The following is a 12,442-nucleotide window of genomic DNA, read 5'->3' as shown; positions in this document are numbered from 1 at the left end:
AATGTCAAACTCTTTAATACAAAAAGATTATTTCAGAATATACGGAAAATGGCCGGGGAAATTTTTAGGAAAAGCTCTAATAAATCCCAATTTTCGGTATATATATTTTTTAAGAAAAGCATCCGTATATCCAAAAAAATCGATATTAGGAACTTTATATCGATTGATTTTATATCATTACCAAACTAAATATGGATTTCAGATATATCCGGAAACACAAATTGGAGAAGGCTTTTACCTCGGTCATTGGGGAACAGTTATCATAAATCCCAAAGTAAAAATTGGCAAAAACTGCAATATAGCTCCCGGAGTTACCATAGGAAAAACGAACAGAGGCAAAAAAGCAGGAGTACCTGTTATAGGAGATGAAGTATGGATAGGTACTAATGCAGTACTTGTAGGCAATATAAAAATAGGAAATAATGTTTTGATCGCGCCCAATGCCTATGTTACGGAAGATATTCCCGATAATTCAATTGTAATTGGAAATGTAGCTCAAATACAACCCAATGAAAAAGCAACCGAAGGATATATTAACAATAAAGTGTAAATGAAAACTATACTATTTATACTTCCGGATTTAAATATGGGCGGGGCAGAAAGAATAATTACTTTGCTTATAAATAATTTGGATAAAAATAAATTTACTCCAAAGCTCCTTTTAATGAGGAAAGAAGGATATTATCTTGAGCTTTTAGATAAAAATATTGAAATTATAGATATAAAAACGTCTCGAATAAGAAATGCATTTTTTCCCATAATTAAGGTACTTAGAACATTAAAACCCGATATTGTTTTTGGCGGATGGGGTGAAGTATCGGCCTATTTAGCACCCATAATACCCTTTTTTCCGAAAATACGTTTTATAGCAAGAGAAACCAATATAGTTTCCCAACATGTAACCCGGCCGGAAATAAGATTTTTTTATCGTTTTTACAATAATTTTGATACCGTCATTGCACAGAGTGATGATATGAAATATGATCTTATAAACAACCTAAAAATACGTGAGAAAAAGATTATAAAAATCAATAATCCGGTGGATGTAGATGCAGTTGAAGCAAAATCACTCGAATCTATGAATTTTCCATTTTTCGAAGGCTATAAAAATGTAGTGGCTATCGGCAATCTTTCCTATCGTAAAGGCTTTGACAATCTATTAAAAGTTTTTTCATACCTAAAAAATGAAAATATATTTTTATATATCATAGGAGAGGGAGACGATAAAGAAAAATTGATAGAATTAAAAGATTCTTTACAAATTAAGAATGTAAAATTTTTAGGAAAAATAACTAATCCCTATCCATATTTAAAAAATGCAGATTTATTTATCCTCTCTTCCAGATATGAAGGTTTTCCCAATGTATTGTTAGAAGCAGGAGCTACCGGAACATTTTCATTAGCAAATAATTGTAAAGGAGGAATTAATGAAATAATTGAAGAAAATGTCAACGGAAGAATTATTTCCATTGAAGATCATAAAAATTTTGCAGAGGAGATAAAAATAACATTAATTAAGAAATACGATAAAAATCGTATAAAAAATTCCATAAAAAATAGATTTTCAAAAGATAAGATCATTTACCAATATGAAAAAATTTTGGAAGCTAATAAAAACTAACTTAGACGAATAAAGCCCGTTAATAAACAGTGAAACTCCTTAAAAATAAATTTTCTGTAAATTTGAACTAACTTTGATTTTTTTTAATCAATTAACTAGATGAAATATTATGCAGCTCAACATAAAAAATGAAACATCAAAGCTGAAAGTGGTTGTTCTAGGTCAACCCTGTTCTATGGGAAAAACACCGGAACTAAATGAAACTTATGATGCAAAGTCTTATGAAAATGTAAAAAACAACAGTTACCCTATAGAAGAAGACGTAATACACGAAATGAAGGAATTTAAAAAAGCCCTTCAAAAATATGATGTTACGGTTTTATCTCCCGAAATTTTAAAAGATTATAACCAAGTATTTGCAAGAGATGTAGCCTTTGTTATAGAAGATAAGATCATTATATCTAATATGATTGCAGATCGAGCAGAAGAACTCTATGCTTATAAAGAAATATTCAAATCCATATATTTTCAGAATATTTATAATCTTCCTAAAAAAGCAAAAGTTGAAGGAGGGGATATTATACCTCATAATGAGGTAGTTTTTTGCGGAGCTTATGAAGGAAAAGACTTTGCGAATATTAAAACAGCGAGAACAAACCAATATGCTATAGATTACTTAAAAGATTTATTTCCTACTAAAACCTTTATAAATTTACCGTTAAAAAAAGATGATAAAAATCCGAGAAACGGAATTTTACATCTCGATTGCACCTTTATGCCTGTTGGAAAAGATAAAGCTATTCTTTACAAAGGAGGTTTTGCAAATGAAAAAGATTATCATTTCTTACTTGATTTTTTTGGCACAAATAATGTCTTTGAAGTAACTGACGAAGAATTGTATTACATGAATACTAATGTATTTTCCATTTCACCGGAAGTGGTTATTTCGGAAAATAAATTTGAAAGACTTAATAATTTTATGGAAAACGAATGGAATATAAAAGTAGAAAAAGTTCCATACCATGAAATTTCAAAAATGGGAGGCCTTCTAAGATGTTCCACCTTACCTTTAATACGTACAAATGAGTAATAAGCAGATAACAAATACCGTATTGATGATAGAACCCGTTTCCTTTGGGTATAATTATCAAACAGCAAAAAATAATTTCTTCCAACAAAACGATTCAGTTTCTGTAGAATCTATTCAAGAAAAAGCAAAGGAAGAATTCAGAAATATGGTTGAAAAACTTAGAAAATTCGGAATAAATGTTTTGGTTGTTAAAGATACGGAGCAACCGCATACACCGGATTCAATTTTTCCAAATAACTGGATTTCTTTCCATTCAGACGGTAAAGTTGTGCTTTATCCTATGTATGCTGAAAATAGAAGAGTAGAAAGAAGAGAAGATATATTGGATAGTATAGAGAAGGAAGGATTTATAATTAATGAAATAATAGATTATAGTCGGGCTGAAGAGGAAGATATTTTTTTAGAAGGAACCGGAAGCATGGTATTGGATCGTACTAATGAAATCGCTTATGCTGCCATTTCAGAAAGAACCAATGAAGAGCTTTTTATAGAGTTTTGTGAAGATTTGGAATTCTCACCTGTAGTTTTTCATTCTACACAAGAAAAAAATGGTAAAAGATACCCGGTGTATCATACCAATGTAATGATGAGCGTAGCAGAAGATTTCGCCATAATTTGTAAAGAATCCATCCAAGATGTTAAAGAAAGAAAACTAGTAATAGACTTTTTACAAACTACGAAAAAGGAGGTGATTATCATTTCAGAAGAACAAATGAATCATTTTTTAGGAAATACCTTACAACTGGAAAACGATAAAAAAGAAAGATTTTTAGTAATGTCCAATACAGCCTACCAATCCTTGAATGCAGGCCAAATTAATGCCATAAATAAATACAGTCAAATATTGGTGTTTGATATTCCCACAATTGAAAAATACGGCGGCGGTGGCGTACGATGTATGTTAGCAGAAATATTTTTGCCTAAAGCAGAAAGTTAAAAATCGACTTTTAAGATTAAATAATTTTGTAAATTAATGAAATCCCGTTATATTTGCACCTCGAATTAATTGGCGAGGTAGCTCAGGTGGTTAGAGCGTTGGATTCATAACCCAAAGGTCGGCAGTTCAAGTCTGCTCCTCGCTACAAAATTATAACCCTCATATAGAATTATGAGGGTTTTTTATATAAGAAACCTTCCTATTATCCTTTATTTTCATTCATTATTGAAATCTAAATAAGCTCTGTAAATAAATCCTATTATAGTAAATTTTCCTTTATTTTTAATAGAATGATTTACTTCCCATAAATTTGTTATTAAAGTTACTCTTTAGATATCTTATGACTATAGTCTATTCCACAACGAAGAAATTGAGTCGTTAAATCTGTAGGACAAAGAATAGGATGTAAAAATTATAAAAACTTTTTACTTTTAAATAATGATTTTTTTATTATTAATGAAATTTTAATCATTTAATAAGGCTAAAGAAGATATATCATGATAATATATTTTTATTCTCCCTTTATCATCTTTTTTTAATTTAAAAATTTCAGTTGCTGAATCTTTCTCATATATTACCGTATAAACAAATCCATACTCTGAATAAGATTGGGTTCCGCTTACAACTCTGGTTTCCCATTTATCTAGTTTATAATCAATCAAATTTCCCAATTTATTTTTCAATGAGTTGTGGATTTTATGCAGTTTATCTTTCGATATTTTTGTATAAAAATCAATACTATATAAGCTGTCATTAGATGTAACAGATTCGTAAGCAAGGTTATAAAAATATACTTTTAATATTTTTTCTGCTTCCTTTTTATCCATATTATTATTAGTATGGATAAATGTACATGAAGTAACCAAAAACAATAAATATATTAGACTTAAATATTTCATCATTTATAAACTTTACCCTCACATTCCCAAGGAAAACTTAAAATAGTTTCTTTTTTATGAATATAAAAAACTAATTCCCCTTTTCGTTTAATTAACGTATCTCCTACAGACATATTATCCCTAAATGTTGACCACCAACGCCCATTAGCTTTACAATGACAGGGTTTCCCCGTATTCATATCCACTCCATATAAATCTAAATAAGCTTGACTTGTTGAGGGCTCTTTCTCTAAGATCATAATGCATTCTTCATCTCTATGTAAATCAGCATTTTTTTCACAATCAATTTTTAAACAAGAACATAATAAACTAATTCCCAATAATAAAATAATTATCTTTTTCATCATAAAAAACGTGCAATATACCATTTTAATATAGTTGCAATAAAATTTATTGATACACTTTACCCTCACATCTCCAAGGAAAACTTAAAATAGTATCTTTTTTATGAATATAAAAAACTAATTCCCCTTTTCGTTTAATTAAAGTATCTCCTACAGACATATTATCACTAAATGTTGACCACCAACGACCGTTATCTTTGCAATGACAGGGTTTTCCTGTATTCATATCCGCTCCATATAAATCTAAATAAGCTTGACTTGTTGAAGGTTCTTTTTCTAAAATTATAGTACATTCTTGTTTTCTGTAAAAATCCACTATCCCTTCACAATCAGGTTTTAAGCAAGAACTTAATAGACTAATTCCTAATAATAAAATAATTATCTTTTTCATTATCTTTTTATTTATTGTTAAACCAATTACTTAACTGACGAATACCATTGCTTAATCTAAAAGTTTCGGATTTAGAAACAGCAACACCCGCTCCGAACCCCAATCCGGCATTTATTCCAATAGTTCGTACTCCGCTTGGATCATATTTAAGTTTACCATCTTCATTAAATACAGACGTTGAATAAACACCTCCTACCAAAAAGGAGCCTCCCCAGCTAACATCCGTTCCGGAAAGACCTTTTAAAACATCTTTATTATCCCCATAGTTATCATGAAAAGCAAATTGAGCCCCGGTTTTTACCCCCGGTATGCTCAGTTTTATTCCCAGACCACCTCCAGTTTCCACAACTAAAGCCGCATCATCGTTGGCTACTGCAATTCCAATACTTAAGCTTGCTTCTCCAAAGATTCCTTGAAAAGAAAATCCCAAGCTGAAACTAAATGCATCCGGCTTATAAGGGCTATATCTTCCATATTGACCACTTGCTACTGCATTATGGTATGCACCGGATATATAATCCGGTAAAAAGGAATTATTACCTACCACTTCAATAGGTTCAAGGTCGGTATAATTAATTTGGTTTCCTCCAGTACTTAGTTGCCACTGTTTTTTTTGAGAAAAGATAGGAGTTGAGGGAAAAAGAAATAAAAAAAATTAACAACAAATGGTGTTGATCTTATATAAAAATAAATATAATTCATAGTATGATTAGTTTTAAATATAATGTAAAAATATATATTTTATTAATATAAAATAAACAATTTTTTGATTTTTATTTGTTTAAGTGATTTTTATCATTACTTTTCACTCATGAATATTGTATGAATTGCATTAACATTTTATATGTATATTTGACCAATTTTATAAAAATATAGAAGCTTTGAACTTTTGGAAAGGTCGGTAAATAAAGTTAAATTTTTATTTATATGAAGTTGGGGATTTTTATAAATTTTAAGAACATTTAAATTTATAATTAACACTCGGATCTATATGTTTATAAACAGATCATTATATTTTAAATTGCATTTATTATACAAATAGTTTATTATTAAATAATTTTATTTTTTTATGGAAAGGAATAAATCTTTAGATTCCGCTAAGTTCATTTTAATATTTTTTGTTGTATTAGCACATACCTGTGAATATGATTTATTTACATCTAAAATCAAACTTTTGATTTACATTTTTTCTTCAACCTTTACAATACCCTTATTTATAATTATTTCAGGTTATTTCTCAAAAAATTTAACATGGGATAAGTTTAAAAAATTCTTCTTAGGTTTTGTTTTGGTATATTATTTATTTCAGCTTTTTTATTCAATCCCATCCATGGCTGCCGGTCATTTCAATATCGTACGATATATACTATTACCCATAGGTCCGCTCTGGTATCTTGCGGGATTAATACTTTGGAGATATTTTATAATACTAATAAAAAAGTTTAATATACCGGCATGGGCAAGCTTACTAATTTCAATTGTTATTTCTTTAGCTGTTGGATTCATAAAAATAGATCCTATATTACATCCTGATTATGTTTCTGCACTAAGAATCTTGGTTTTTATACCCCATTTTTTTGTAGGATATTATGCCCCACAAGATATCTGGTCTAGAATAAAAAATATTAAAAAAATATATTCCGTATTATTTTTCACGATTTTTGGTATCTGGGTTTGTTTATATGGAACAAGCTATCATGCATTCACCACATTTGGTGGATATTCCTATAGTGTATTTCCTACCATTACCGATGGATTGATTCAAAGGTTGATTTTTCTTGTTTTTGCCATATTCAGTTCTGCAGCATTTTTTAATATTATTCCGGATACCTTCTATAAATTTGGTTCCGCTAGTTTGGGTATCCTTTTATTACATATTATGATCGTATATCCTGTATATTGGGGGATAGTTACAAAACATTTCAGTCATATACCACTTGTAGTTGATATTTTAGCAGCTATAACAATTACTTTAGTATGTTTGTTTTTAACTAAGCTAAAAATTATACAATTAATAATGAATCCGTTGAAATTAATTGAAATGATGTTTCAAAAAATAAAAAGATAATTAATAAATAAAAGATATTATAAAAAACAATCATATAGTTTTATATGATTGTTTTTTTTACTAAATAGTATTAAACTAACAAAAACGAATTGAAAAATAATTAATTAAAAAATTAAATGGTTGAATTTCACTTTCTTTATAACTCAATTAAGTATATGGAGATAAATTATAAATATATTCAGTTAAATAATCTTTTATATCATAAGACTTTCAATTTGTTTAACAAATCATTTATTCATTTTTCTTCTTAATATGAACCAGCTTGTTAAATAATAATTGATTGAGATTAGTTTGTTTAACTGATCTGGTTTTAAAAATTAATAAAGGAAAAACAACACCAAATGCAAGTGATAATAAAGTAAACCCTGTACGAGTAGCTTTTTCAAGCATTTCTACTAAATAATTAAATTGCAGAGGTTCTCCTTCTTTTAAAGTCATAACCTCGATCAAAGAAATCATAAACTCATAACCCATTTTACCGGGAATAATATTAATGACAGCGGGAATCGTAAATACAATAGGAGGGGTGTGTACTCTATGAGCGAAATAAACGCCGGATATACCTACTAAGCTGGCAGCCGCAAAACTTGAAAATACAATTTGATTTACAAAATAATGTAATAAAACAGCTCTGCAGCTAAACCCCATAGCTCCTAACAAAGCCACCACCCACATCGAACGGTAAGGCGTTCTAAATATAACGGCAAAGCCTATGGATACCCACATAGACCAAAATATTTTTTCCCAAATAGTTACATTCTCACAAACGGTAAAAAAATTAATTAAATCCATATCCAAATAAAAATAATGATAAAAATAGGCCCATAGCGATAACAAAAATTAACATTGATCCGTGTATGCCCCTGGCAATCCCCTGAGTAACATATCCTTCTAAAATATCTATGAAAGAATTAATCAAAGGCACACCCGGTATTAAAAATAAAACACTGGCAGCAAAAGCACTTTTAAGATCAAGGCCGGTGATTAATCTAAAAATATTCACAACAGATACGGCAGTAAAAGAAGCAATAGTAAAAATTATAAAAATGTTGAATTTTTTTTGAGTTAAAAATTGTCTGGAAAGGATTCCCAAAACAGTCGCAAGGAAAGTTATAAAAAACTCAATCCAACTACCATTAAGAATCCTGCATAAACTGGCTCCGGCAAGTCCTACAAAAAACCAAATGGCGGGTTTCGGGTAATGATTAATTTTCTTTATAGAATTAAATTGTTCATTAACGGCATTAACATTCATTTGTTCATGAATCACTCTCCATGATAATATGCTAATCTCGGAAACAATTTCAAAATTTACTCCAATATGAGGTATAGCACGAACTATAGTATGCATAACATGAGTTTTCTTATCTCTCACGCTAAGTACAACGCCTGATAACGAAAAAAATAAATCAGCTTCATAACCAAGAGCCCCGGCTATTCTTTGCGTATTTTTTAATGTTCGCGAAGTATTTGCACCATTCATGATAAGGCTTATAGCAATATCTGAGATAACTTCACTTACAAATTTTATTTCAATTGAAGTATCAGTCATAAAGAAGTATTAATTAACAGGTGTAAAATTATAACAAGGAAGTAGAGTTTTGAGATAAAATAACGTAAACCTGATAACAATCACATAAAAGGCACATAATTTAGATAGGCAAGTAAAACATGATTAAAATATTAGTAAATTTGTTAACTTATGTTGAATGTAAATTATATAAATATATGAAATCACATTGGCTGTTATTTATTTTATTAATTATATTGGTTTCATGTCAAACCAATAATTTATCAGTAGATTATGATTCAGGATATAATTTTTCTACAGTAAAAACCTATAATTATTATGCAGATAATAAAGTAAAACTTAATAATAAAATAGACAGTACAAATTTTATGAAAAACCTGGATGCGGTGTTGCTTTCCAAAGGTTTAATAAAAGATGTTGATAACCCCGATGTTTATGTAGCCGTGGAAGTTTATACCCAACTTACACATCCTGCCAACAGTTCGGTCAATTTAGGAATTGGAGGAGGAAGTGGTTGGTTTGGATTAGGTACTAATGTAGATATTCCCATAAAAAATAATAATAAAATTGTTAATTATTCGTTTAAAATCGATTTTGATGATGCAAAAACTAAGAATTTAGTTTGGACATCAAAAGTTGTAGATTCTAAACCTTTTAATACCTCTACCGCTTCTAGAACTTCTTTTTATAATTCATCAATTAATTTGTTGTTTAAGAAATATCCGCCTAAGAAAATTAGAAAATCCAAACCAAGCAAAACTAACTATTACAATTAGTTTAAATTTAATGATATATCACCCTATATAAATATATAGGACTAGTACAAAGAATTATATTATTAGGTTAATATATAGCTTTCTTAAGTAAGTTTGTATGATGCTTTAACATATAAGAATTATAAAGTATGTTTAAGTCTGTAGCAAATGTTTAAACGTTTAAACAGCAGATTAAGAAAGATAAAAGATTTATATTTTCCAAACTAGATATCTTTTTAAAGTTATAGAATCATTTTTTTTAACTAACAATATTTAAATTTAAGAATTCATTTTCGTTTACATTTAATAAAATTATTTTTGAATCATTTGAAAAAATAAGAAATATAATTTCATACTATCAATCTCCACACTTATAAAAATATTATCATTCTTTAATATGATATAACTCATTTCAAATAAAATCATTTAATCGATTAAATGATATAATTTTACTGCATGAAACCACAAACATAAATGTAATATGAATACAAAATATCTATATTGGATTACTTTCGTTGCAGTAAACGGAGGTCTATTATTTGGTTTAAATATGGCAGGAATTGCCGGAGCCAATGATCTCATAAAGCAAGATTTCAGTTTAAGCGATAGCGGATTAGGTACGGTTGCCAGTTTTTTAATGATTGGTTGCTTAATTGGAGCTTTTTTCACCGGTAGCATTGCTGAAAAATACGGTCGTAAAAATGTTATGATTATTACAGCAATCATATATATAATTTCATCTTTAGGTTGTGCTTTTGCAACCAGCTTTATAGGGTTAACTATTTTCAGGGTTCTTTCCGGTTTCGCTGTAGGAGCAACTTCAGTAGTAGGCCCCATGTATATTTCAGAAATCTCCCCGGCCAATAAAAGAGGAACATTGGTATCATTCAATCAATTTGCAATAACCATCGGTATCTTTTTAGCCTATGTTTTTGATTATTTCTTGATTAATTTAGGTCAAGAAAGTTGGAGGTATATGTTGGGAGTCCCGGCCCTATTCGGAATCATTTTTTTACTATATTTAGTATTCTCATTTCCGGAAAGTCCGCGATGGCTCTTAGCTAAGGGGAAAAAAGACGAAGCCGTAGAAATTCTTAATAAAATAGGAGGAGAGAGTTATGTGAAAAACGAACTTCCTGAAATGGAAAAATCCATAAATGCTGAAAAGAACAAAGAAAAAGCCAGCAGTAAAGAATTATTTAACGGAAAGACTGGCAAAATAGTTGCAATAGGAACCCTTATAGCAGCATTCCAGCAGATTACCGGTATAAATGCTGTATTAATATTTGCACCGGATATTTTCCGTTCTGCCGGAGTAGGTGGAGATACAGCTTTACTTCAATCCATGATCGTGGGAATTGTAAATGTATTAATGACTATAGTTGCCTTGAAATTAGTGGATTCTAAAGGTCGTAAAACTCTTTTATTATGGGGAGCTTTTGGAATGGCTGTTTCTTTAGGATATTTGACATATGCTTTCTTGCAACCTGAAAAAAATAGTGTGGGAGTTTTAATAGCCTTATTAGGATATATTTCCTTTTTTGCTGCATCCTTTGCTCCGGTAATGTGGGTAATTATATCAGAAATTTATCCTAATAGAATCAAAGGATTAGCAATGTCTTTTTCAACTGCAGTTAGCTGGGGATGTACATTTTTAACGGTATATTTTGCACCAATTATACGAGCAAATTTAGGAGACAGTGCATTATTTGGCATTTTTGGAATATTTACTGTAATTGCCTTTATTTTTGTTAAATTTTGGATTCCGGAAACTAAAGGAAAATCTTTAGAACAAATTGAAAAAGAATTAGGACTTATTGACTAAGCTATAAAATACAATTACTATGAAAAGAGTTTCAATTAAAGATGTTGCTTTAAAAGCAGGAGTTTCGACTGCGTTGGTTTCATATGTTTTGAACGGTCGTCATACCGATAGAATAAGTAAACTAACAGCAGAAAAAATAAAAAATGCAGCTAAAGAACTTAATTACCGACCCAATAGCATAGCGCGAAGTCTTAAAGCCAAAAAAACCCATACCATTGCTCTGTTGGTTGCAGATATTGCCAACCCGTTCGCTTCTCAAATTGCAAGGATTATTGAAGATGAGATAAGCAACAAAGGATATGTAATATTAATTGGAAGTTCCGATGAAAACGCAGAAAAATTGCAGCAATTAATAGATATTTTTCTTACCAGACAGGTGGATGGTTTTATAATTCTACCGGTAGAAGGCTCAGAAAAGTATATATTGGATTTAGCTAAAACCAATGCTCCGATAGTTTTAATAGACAGATATTTTACTAATAATATGGAAATACCCGTAATTACTACTAATAATTACGGAGCATCCTATCAAGCCACAGAACATTTAATAAAAAAAGGAAAAAAGAATATAGGCATACTATCATTTCAAACGGAATTAATTCATATAAATGAAAGAGTAAATGGCTATAAAAGAGCTGTGTTGGATAGAGGGTTAACTATTAAATCAGAAAATATAAAATACATTAATGAAGCGAAAATAGATATAGAAGTTTCCCATGCTATAGATGAATTACTATCAAAAGAAGAACCCATTGATGCCTTATTTTTTGCAACAAATAAATTAGCATTGGCAGGACTTAAAAAATTAATGACGTTAACCATAAGAATACCCGAAGAATTAGCACTAATTACCTTTGATGAATCAGAAGCCTTTGACATCTTTAAAGTACCGGTAAGTCATATAAAACAACCTTTGTATGAAATATCCAAAGAAGCTGTAGAAATAATTACCGGCATGATTGAAGATAAAAATTTAAAATTCAAACCGAGAGTGTACAACTCCAAATTAATAATAAAACAATCTTCTTAATAAGATACATA

At 29.6% G+C, this 12,442-nt stretch carries 14 protein-coding genes and 1 tRNA gene; 9 read left to right on the top strand and 6 right to left on the bottom strand.

The features are described from left to right. Position 1 precedes the first annotated feature (1 nt). The 5 genes from C4S75_RS01075 to C4S75_RS01055 all read left to right on the top strand — a co-directional run bounded on the left by C4S75_RS01075 (position 2) and on the right by C4S75_RS01055 (position 3,733). Complete coding sequence (locus tag C4S75_RS01075) at positions 2-550, top strand: serine acetyltransferase (protein ID WP_105296464.1); 549 nt, start codon at positions 2-4, stop codon at positions 548-550. After that, complete coding sequence (locus C4S75_RS01070; protein ID WP_105296463.1) at positions 551-1,621, top strand: glycosyltransferase; 1,071 nt, start codon at positions 551-553, stop codon at positions 1,619-1,621. A gap of 109 nt (positions 1,622-1,730) precedes the next feature. Continuing rightward, positions 1,731-2,651 carry a dimethylarginine dimethylaminohydrolase family protein gene (locus C4S75_RS01065; RefSeq protein ID WP_105296462.1) on the top strand — a complete coding sequence of 307 codons (921 nt, stop codon included), beginning with the start codon at positions 1,731-1,733 and terminating at the stop codon, positions 2,649-2,651. Next, positions 2,644-3,588 (top strand): citrulline utilization hydrolase CtlX, encoded by a 945-nt coding sequence (ctlX, locus tag C4S75_RS01060; protein WP_221404041.1) that lies wholly within the window; start codon positions 2,644-2,646, stop codon positions 3,586-3,588. Before C4S75_RS01065 ends, ctlX begins: the two co-directional genes overlap by 8 nt. 71 nt (positions 3,589-3,659) lie before the next feature. Continuing rightward, positions 3,660-3,733, top strand: a tRNA-Met gene (locus tag C4S75_RS01055). A 319-nt stretch (positions 3,734-4,052) separates the two neighbouring features. On the opposite strand, the gene C4S75_RS01050 is transcribed toward C4S75_RS01055, so the two are convergent. The 4 genes from C4S75_RS01050 to C4S75_RS01035 all read right to left on the bottom strand — a co-directional run bounded on the left by C4S75_RS01050 (position 4,053) and on the right by C4S75_RS01035 (position 5,769). Continuing rightward, on the bottom strand, positions 4,053-4,415 hold the full coding sequence (locus C4S75_RS01050) for a hypothetical protein (RefSeq protein ID WP_146105539.1): 363 nt from the start codon (positions 4,413-4,415) through the stop codon (positions 4,053-4,055). 71 nt (positions 4,416-4,486) lie between these two features. After that, positions 4,487-4,831 carry a hypothetical protein gene (locus C4S75_RS01045; RefSeq protein ID WP_105296460.1) on the bottom strand — a complete coding sequence of 115 codons (345 nt, stop codon included), beginning with the start codon at positions 4,829-4,831 and terminating at the stop codon, positions 4,487-4,489. Between the two features lie 46 nt (positions 4,832-4,877). Beyond that, positions 4,878-5,222 (bottom strand): hypothetical protein, encoded by a 345-nt coding sequence (locus tag C4S75_RS01040; RefSeq protein ID WP_105296459.1) that lies wholly within the window; start codon positions 5,220-5,222, stop codon positions 4,878-4,880. Positions 5,223-5,229: 7 nt separating this feature from the next. Then, positions 5,230-5,769: a hypothetical protein gene (locus C4S75_RS01035; RefSeq protein ID WP_105296458.1), complete on the bottom strand. Its 540-nt coding sequence runs from the start codon at positions 5,767-5,769 to the stop codon at positions 5,230-5,232. 522 nt (positions 5,770-6,291) lie between these two features. On the opposite strand from C4S75_RS01035, the gene C4S75_RS01030 reads away from it, so the two are divergent. Further along, positions 6,292-7,290, top strand: a complete 999-nt coding sequence (locus C4S75_RS01030) for an acyltransferase family protein (RefSeq protein WP_105296457.1) — start codon at positions 6,292-6,294, stop codon at positions 7,288-7,290. A gap of 231 nt (positions 7,291-7,521) precedes the next feature. Here the strand turns inward: C4S75_RS01030 and C4S75_RS01025 are convergent, their stop codons facing one another. Both C4S75_RS01025 and C4S75_RS01020 read right to left on the bottom strand, forming a co-directional pair. After that, positions 7,522-8,082, bottom strand: coding sequence for a threonine/serine exporter family protein (locus tag C4S75_RS01025; RefSeq protein ID WP_105296456.1), 561 nt, complete (start codon positions 8,080-8,082; stop codon positions 7,522-7,524). Next, the gene (locus tag C4S75_RS01020) at positions 8,069-8,842 is read right to left on the bottom strand and encodes a threonine/serine exporter ThrE family protein (protein WP_105296455.1); all 774 of its coding nucleotides are present in this window, start codon (positions 8,840-8,842) and stop codon (positions 8,069-8,071) included. Before C4S75_RS01020 ends, C4S75_RS01025 begins: the two co-directional genes overlap by 14 nt. A gap of 176 nt (positions 8,843-9,018) precedes the next feature. Between C4S75_RS01020 and C4S75_RS01015 the strand changes: the two genes are divergently transcribed. The 3 genes from C4S75_RS01015 (at position 9,019) to C4S75_RS01005 (ending at position 12,431) form a co-directional block, all read left to right on the top strand. Then, on the top strand, positions 9,019-9,597 hold the full coding sequence (locus tag C4S75_RS01015; protein WP_158254191.1) for a DUF4136 domain-containing protein: 579 nt from the start codon (positions 9,019-9,021) through the stop codon (positions 9,595-9,597). A gap of 460 nt (positions 9,598-10,057) precedes the next feature. Beyond that, complete coding sequence (locus C4S75_RS01010) at positions 10,058-11,401, top strand: sugar porter family MFS transporter (protein ID WP_105296453.1); 1,344 nt, start codon at positions 10,058-10,060, stop codon at positions 11,399-11,401. 19 nt (positions 11,402-11,420) lie between these two features. Further along, positions 11,421-12,431 (top strand): LacI family DNA-binding transcriptional regulator, encoded by a 1,011-nt coding sequence (locus C4S75_RS01005; protein WP_105296452.1) that lies wholly within the window; start codon positions 11,421-11,423, stop codon positions 12,429-12,431. Positions 12,432-12,442 lie beyond the last annotated feature (11 nt).

This window comes from Apibacter sp. wkB309, assembly GCF_002964915.1.
In the GTDB taxonomy this organism is placed as follows: domain Bacteria; phylum Bacteroidota; class Bacteroidia; order Flavobacteriales; family Weeksellaceae; genus Apibacter.
This window is presented reverse-complemented; position numbering and strand designations above follow the sequence as displayed.

Coding starts and splice junctions, on each gene's coding strand:
- ctlX (WP_221404041.1), top strand. CDS start 2,644: ATGAGTAATAAGCAGATAACAAATACCGTATTGATGATAGAACCCGTT.
- C4S75_RS01015 (WP_158254191.1), top strand. CDS start 9,019: ATGAAATCACATTGGCTGTTATTTATTTTATTAATTATATTGGTTTCA.
- C4S75_RS01040 (WP_105296459.1), bottom strand. CDS start 5,222: ATGAAAAAGATAATTATTTTATTATTAGGAATTAGTCTATTAAGTTCT.
- C4S75_RS01070 (WP_105296463.1), top strand. CDS start 551: ATGAAAACTATACTATTTATACTTCCGGATTTAAATATGGGCGGGGCA.
- C4S75_RS01065 (WP_105296462.1), top strand. CDS start 1,731: ATGCAGCTCAACATAAAAAATGAAACATCAAAGCTGAAAGTGGTTGTT.
- C4S75_RS01020 (WP_105296455.1), bottom strand. CDS start 8,842: ATGACTGATACTTCAATTGAAATAAAATTTGTAAGTGAAGTTATCTCA.
- C4S75_RS01010 (WP_105296453.1), top strand. CDS start 10,058: ATGAATACAAAATATCTATATTGGATTACTTTCGTTGCAGTAAACGGA.
- C4S75_RS01045 (WP_105296460.1), bottom strand. CDS start 4,831: ATGAAAAAGATAATTATTTTATTATTGGGAATTAGTTTATTATGTTCT.
- C4S75_RS01025 (WP_105296456.1), bottom strand. CDS start 8,082: ATGGATTTAATTAATTTTTTTACCGTTTGTGAGAATGTAACTATTTGG.
- C4S75_RS01030 (WP_105296457.1), top strand. CDS start 6,292: ATGGAAAGGAATAAATCTTTAGATTCCGCTAAGTTCATTTTAATATTT.
- C4S75_RS01005 (WP_105296452.1), top strand. CDS start 11,421: ATGAAAAGAGTTTCAATTAAAGATGTTGCTTTAAAAGCAGGAGTTTCG.
- C4S75_RS01075 (WP_105296464.1), top strand. CDS start 2: ATGTCAAACTCTTTAATACAAAAAGATTATTTCAGAATATACGGAAAA.
- C4S75_RS01050 (WP_146105539.1), bottom strand. CDS start 4,415: ATGGATAAAAAGGAAGCAGAAAAAATATTAAAAGTATATTTTTATAAC.